Source organism: Sinomonas sp. (assembly GCF_051955515.1).
In the GTDB taxonomy this organism is placed as follows: Bacteria; Actinomycetota; Actinomycetes; order Actinomycetales; family Micrococcaceae; genus Sinomonas.
The window spans coordinates 1-5,947 of record NZ_JBQCGQ010000206.1; the positions used below are offsets into that span (position 1 = coordinate 1).

A 5,947-nucleotide genomic window follows, 5' to 3' on the forward strand; every position below is an offset into this window, starting at 1 on the left:
CGCTGCAGGCCATGGTGAAGTACCGCGTCCTCGAGGTCAAGGCCGGCCCGGCCGCGAGCCCCGTGGAATAATCCCGTGGCGCCGTCAGCTTTGCAGGTTCTGAACCCTGCAAAGCTGACGGCGCAAACAATGAGGGCCCCGACGTTGAACGTCGGGGCCCTTCGCGCGTGCTGGTCAGCGAACGGCCAACCAGCCGAGCATCCGTCCGAACCAGTCGCGCTTGGCGTCGTGGCGGTCGGAGCGGATGGCGAAATCGGGATCAGTGGTCCACTCGCGGGGGATGTAGCGCTCGACGGCGGGCGCCTCCTGCGCGGGTTCAAGCTGGACGTTCTCGTGTGCGGGCATCTTCCTCCCCTTTCTGGGCTACTGCTTTCGTACAGTATTCTTTTCGTAAAGTGGAAAATTCTTTCTGATATATGAAATTCTAAGAGGCAGGGGCCCGTAGGGTCAAGGGGTCCTCGTGTTCGGGTCCGGTTCTTGCCTCGCGACACGGCCGTCTGGCCCAACACGCCGCGTTCCGTTCCGATTGGGAAGGATCAACCGGACAGGAGCCCGCTGGCAGTCGGCTCGGGCGCCGGAAGCGGCCGCGTCGGCAACGCCAGCCCAGCTTCCTTGAGCGCCAGATAGATCCGATCGCGTGTCACAGGCAGCTCGGCGAACCGCAGGCCCGTCGCGGCACGCAAGGCGTTCGCGAGCGCGGGCGCCACGGGGTTGAAGGGGCTTTCGCTCATGGACTTTGCGCCGAGCGGGCCGGTGGAGTCCGAGGTTTCGGCGAAGTACACCTCGCTCCGCGGGATGTCGGCGAACGTGGGGACGTGGTACTGCCGGAGGATGTCCGTGGTCACCCTCCCGGACTCGTCAAGCCGCACCTCCTCCCACAGCGCCGCGCCGAGCGCCTGCGCGATGCCGCCCTCGACTTGGCCGCGGCACTGCCGGGGATTGACGACGACGCCCGCGTCCGCCGCCTGCACGCTCTGCAGGATCTGGAGCTCACCTGTGCCCCGGTGGACAGCCACCCTGAAGCCGTGCACGTTGAACGCAACCGAACGCGGCGTGCCGCCCCACCGGCCCTCGGCAGTGAGCTCGACCCCGCGCTCGGACGCGGCGGCCGCCAGTTCGGCGAGCGACACGCGCTCTCCGGAACAGACGACGGCGCCGGGCACCAGCGCGCAATCGGCCGCCTCAACCCCGGTCACCTCGGCGGCGAAGGCCAGGATCGTGCGGGCAAGCTCCTCGGCGGCTGCGAGCGTCGCCTTGCCTGCGACGACCGTCCCGGTGGAGCCGAACGCGCCGGTGTCGTGGTCCGTGCGCGCGGTGTCCGCGTTGCGGAGCACGATGTCCGAGGCTCCGGCCGCGAGCGCGGTCGCGGCGAGCTGAGCGTGGACAGTGCTCGTGCCGTTGCCGAACTCGGCCGTTCCCACATCGAGGCCGAAGCGGCCATCCGGGAGGAGAGCCATTCGTGAGTGTGCGTAGTGCCCGCGCGGAGGCACGGTGTCGATCATCGAGAGCGCCGAGCCCTCGCCGATGAGCCATTCCGGCCCGAGTTCCGAGACCCCGAACGTGCGCTCGCGCTCCCTGCCCCGCTTGAGGGCCTTCGTCACAAGGCGGACGCACTGGTCCAGCCCGTAGCTCCCGTACAGGACGTCGGGTTCGGGCTCCGGGTGCGAGGCGATCATCGGATCCCCGCGGTGGACCATGTTGCGCCGCCGGAACTGCAGAGGGTCCATGCCGATCCCGGCCGCGAGCTCGTCCACGGCGGATTCGACGGCGAAGATCATCTGGCTCAGGCCATACCCCCGGAAGGCCCCCGCCGGCACGGTGTGGGTGTACACGGCCCGCGCGTCGATCTTCTTGTTCGCGCACCGGTAGACGCTCACGGACTCGTTGCAGCCGTGGAACATCACGCCCGGGGCGTGGTTCCCATACGCACCGGTGTCGGTCACGACGTCGAGCGCGAGCGCGGTGAACGTCCCGTCGCGCTTCGCGCCTGCGCGCAGGCGGATCGTGAACGGGTGGCGCGTCGTGGTGGCCTGGAACTGCTCCGAGCGCGTCAGCTCGAGCTGCACGGGACGCCCCAGCCGGAGCGCTGCCAGAGCAGTGACGTCCTCGGTGAGGACCTCCTGCTTGCCGCCGAACCCGCCGCCCACCCTTCCGGTGACCACGCGGACGCGGTCGAGCGGCAGCCCGAAGATTCGCGAGAGCGTCCGCCGGGCGAGGAAGGGAACCTGCGTGGAGGATCGCACCGCGAGGACGCCCGGGCCGCCGAGCGGGTCGCCCTCGGTCCAGGCGATGGAGCAGTGCGTCTCCAGTGCCATGTGCTGGACGCGGTGCGTGCGGAAGGTGTCCTCGTAGACATAGTCAGCGGCGGCGAGCGCGGCCTCCACGTCCCCGATCTCCGAATGCAGCTCCGCGACGACGTTCCTGGCCGGGTCGGCGATCCGCGAAGTCTCGAGGTCCTTCTCGCCGTGCACGAGCGGGGCGCCGGGGGCGAGCGCCTCTTCCGGGCCGAGAACGGCGGGCAAGACCTCGTAGTCGACGACGACGGCCCGCACCCCCGCTTCCGCCGCGGCGACCGTCTCCGCGACCACGGCGGCCACGCGCTGCCCGCGGAAGCGGACCACGGTGTCGAACAGCCGGGTGTCGTCCGGGTCGTCCTCGACGAGCTCGTGCTGGGCGGTCGAGTACAGGACGCCGGGATCGTCGTCGGGGGTGAAGACCGCGACGACGCCCGGCATCGCGAGCGCGGCCGAGGTGTCGACGGACAGGACGCGCGCGTGGGAGTGCGGCGACCGGACGAGCTTGAGGTGCAGGAGTGCCTTCTGGCCGCCGGGCACTTCTGCCTCGGTGACGTCCAGGGTGTACCTTTCTGTACCCGACACGATCCGCCGGCCCGCGAGCGCCGGCACGTCCTCCCCCATCCGCCCGTCCGCGGGGCCCCCCTGACCGGCTCCCGAAACCGCAGTCTCGATCGCGGCGTAGCCCGTGCAGCGGCATAGGTTTCCCTTGAGGTTCCGGGGCAGGTTGGCGAGCTGTGCGCCGTCGAACGTCGCTGCGGTCATGACCATTCCCGCGGTGCAGAAGCCGCACTGGAAGCCCTGCGCCTCGACGAACTGGCGCTGCATGGGATGGAGTTCGCCGGACTCTCCACCGGAGCACGTCGCCGCGAGCCCCTCGATCGTCGTGACCGAATGGCCCTCGGCCCGCTGGGCTGGGTAGATGCAGGAGTGGACGGGCACGCCGTCAACGTGGACCGTGCACGCCCCGCAGTCGCCGGCGTCGCAGCCCTTCTTGACGCCGAGGGCCCCCTGTTCGCGCAGGAAGGTGCGCAGGCACTGGCCCGGGCGCGGCGCCTCCTCGGCGCGGGCGCCGTTGATCTCGATGGCCATGTCAGGCCCCTTCCTGTTCGCACAGCTCGAGTCGGAGGTCCTCGGCGAGCCGGTAGGTCATGTCCCGGCGCCACGCGGGCAGGCCGTGGAGGTCGTCGTGGTAGAGCTCCGCGGGGATCGCGGTGTCGAGGGCGGAGGCGAGGCCCACCGCCGAGGGAAGCTCTGCGGAGCTGAAGCGCAACTGCACGGGCCGCTTCGTCGAGGCCGTCACGGTGAGCGCGAAGCCCCCGTCGGGATCGCGCCGTCCGATGAGCAGCACGCCGGAACGGCCCAAGTTGCTCAGGGAGAGCCGCCGGAAGGCCGTGCGGGCGTGCAGCGCGTGGGCGGGGAGGCGGATCGAGCGGATGAGCTCGCCGGGCTCGAGGGCGTTGCGGCCGTCGCCGGTCACGAGCTCGGCCACGGGCACCTCGCGGGCGCCGGCGGTGCCCCACAGTGTCGCGACGCCGTCGAGTCCCGCGCACAGCGAGGTCATGGGGCCGGCCGGGAGCGACGTCGCGATGTTGCCGCCGACCGTCGAGAGATTCCAGATCTTGAAAGACGCCACAAACGCGTCGCAGCACGAGCGCGCGACGGCGAGTCCCGGCCAGCGCTGCACGATCGCCCCCGCCGGGTCCCCGGCGTCCCAGAGCCGCGCAATGGTGCAGGTCGCGGCCAAGGTGATGCCGTCGTCGTCCTCCTCGATCGGCTCCCAGCCCGCTGAGGTGAGATCGAGCAGGCGACGCAGGGTCTGGCTCCCGTAGGAGAAGAGGACAGTGCCGCCCGCGAGCCACGCGTCGCCCTCGCGCCACTCGGCGGGGTCGGCGGTCGGGACGAGGGCCTCGACGGTGTTCAGGTCCATGCGGGGGCCTCCTCGGTACGGTGAATCCGGCCCAGCCGGGCCCTGAGCGGAGCCGCGCTCGCGCCCGGCGCCCGGGAGGAGACGACCTCGGCCAGGATCGAGACCGCGACCTCGGCCGGAGTGACGGCGCAGAGGTCCAGGCCGATCGGCGAGTGCAGCCGCGCGAGATCGAGGGGCCCGTGGCCGGCCTCGAGGAGCGCCGCGATCCGCTGCCCATGGCTCCGGCGCGACCCCATCGCCCCGACGTAGGCGACGTCGAGGCGGAGGGCGGCGTCGAGGAGCGGGAGGTCGAACTTGGGGTCGTGGCTCAGCACGCACACGACCGTGCGCGCGTCGAGCCGCCCGGCTCCGGCCTCCGCGGCCACGTACTCATGCGGCCACGCGACGGCGATCTCATCCGCGACTGCGAAGCGGTCCTGCCGAGCGAACGCGGGCCGCGCGTCCACAAGGGTCACCCGGTAGCCGAGGAGCTTCGCGGCCGGGATGAGCGCCGCACCGAAGTCGTTCGCGCCGACCACGAGGAACCGCGGGGCGGGCAGGCGGCTCTCGACGAGGAGCCGCACGGGACCGGGCTCCGGCATCGCGCCGCAGCCTCCCGCCGGTTCCACGGGCACGACGGCGGACAGCCCCTGAGCGAGCACTGGCGCCACGAGCGCGGCGGCCCGGTCAGCACCCGCTTCCCCGGGGAAGAGCGGAGCGAGGGCCAACGCCAGCTCGGCGACCCCTGACGGAGGCGAGGCGAGGAGCACGGGGCGGGCGGCGTCGTCGTCCGCACTCTTCCCCACCTCCGCAAGACGACGGACGACGGCGAACGCCGGCTGCGCGGTCAGGCTCGCTACGGCGTCGGACGCGAGAACCTGGAGGTGCACCTCGAGTTCGCCGCCGCACGTCAGCCCGACGGCGAACGCGTCCTCGCGGCTGTAGCCGAAACGCTCGAGGCGCGCGGCGCCGTCGTCCAGGGTGTCGAGCGCCGCGGCGACAACCGCGCCCTCAACGCAGCCGCCGGAGAGGCTGCCGAGAACGGCCGGAGAGTCGTCGGGGCTTTCGGGCTTGGCGATGAGCATCGAGGTGCCGACGGGGCGCGGCACGGAACCGCTCGCGGCGACGACGGTCGCGATGGCGCACCGCCCTCGGTTCGCCGCGCGCTGCCATCCCGGCAGCTCGTTCAGGAGCTCGATCATTGGCTCCCCCTTCTTGCATGAAGTAAGTCAATGGTGCGCCCGCGGGGCCCCGGAGCGTCACATCCGGGATCCCGCGGGCGCGGTCTTTGTGGTCGGGTCCAGCCCGTTAGCCAGCCGCCCCGATGAGGTGACCCAGCGGCCCGCGGACGAAGTACACGATGAACCCGGCCGCGACCACCCACATGAGCGGATGGATCTTCCGCGCCTTCCCGCTCGAAGCCCGGACGAGGACCCACGTCACGAAGCCGGCGCCGATGCCGTTCGCGATCGAGTAGGTCAGGGGCATCGTCACGATCGTCAGGAACGAGGGCAGTGCGACGTCGAACTTGCGGAAGTTGATCTCGCGGATCTGCCCGGCCATCATCGTGCCGACCACCACGAGCGCCGACGACGCGACCTCAAGGGGCACCACGCTGGTGAGCGGCGTGAGGAACATCGAGCCCAGGAACAGGGCTCCCGTCACCACCGAGGCCAGGCCCGTGCGGGCGCCCTCGCCGATGCCCGCGGCCGAATCCACGTAGACCGTGTTCGACGAGCCGGAG

General features: G+C 71.3%; 4 protein-coding genes and 1 pseudogene. All 5 read right to left on the reverse strand.

Going from position 1 to position 5,947, the window contains the following annotated elements:
* Window positions 1-174 precede the first annotated feature (174 nt).
* On the reverse strand, window positions 175-345 hold the full coding sequence (locus ACTHL9_RS12035; RefSeq protein ID WP_440519364.1) for a hypothetical protein: 171 nt from the start codon (window positions 343-345) through the stop codon (window positions 175-177).
* 191 nt (window positions 346-536) lie between these two features.
* Window positions 537-3,386, reverse strand: coding sequence for a molybdopterin-dependent oxidoreductase (locus ACTHL9_RS12040; protein WP_440519366.1), 2,850 nt, complete (start codon window positions 3,384-3,386; stop codon window positions 537-539).
* Between the two features lies 1 nt (window position 3,387).
* Window positions 3,388-4,224 carry an FAD binding domain-containing protein gene (locus ACTHL9_RS12045; protein ID WP_440519367.1) on the reverse strand — a complete coding sequence of 279 codons (837 nt, stop codon included), beginning with the start codon at window positions 4,222-4,224 and terminating at the stop codon, window positions 3,388-3,390.
* Window positions 4,215-5,405, reverse strand: a complete 1,191-nt coding sequence (locus ACTHL9_RS12050) for an XdhC family protein (RefSeq protein WP_440519369.1) — start codon at window positions 5,403-5,405, stop codon at window positions 4,215-4,217. Before ACTHL9_RS12050 ends, ACTHL9_RS12045 begins: the two co-directional genes overlap by 10 nt.
* 106 nt (window positions 5,406-5,511) lie before the next feature.
* Window positions 5,512-5,947, reverse strand: a pseudogene (locus ACTHL9_RS12055) (NCS2 family permease); the annotation flags it as partial.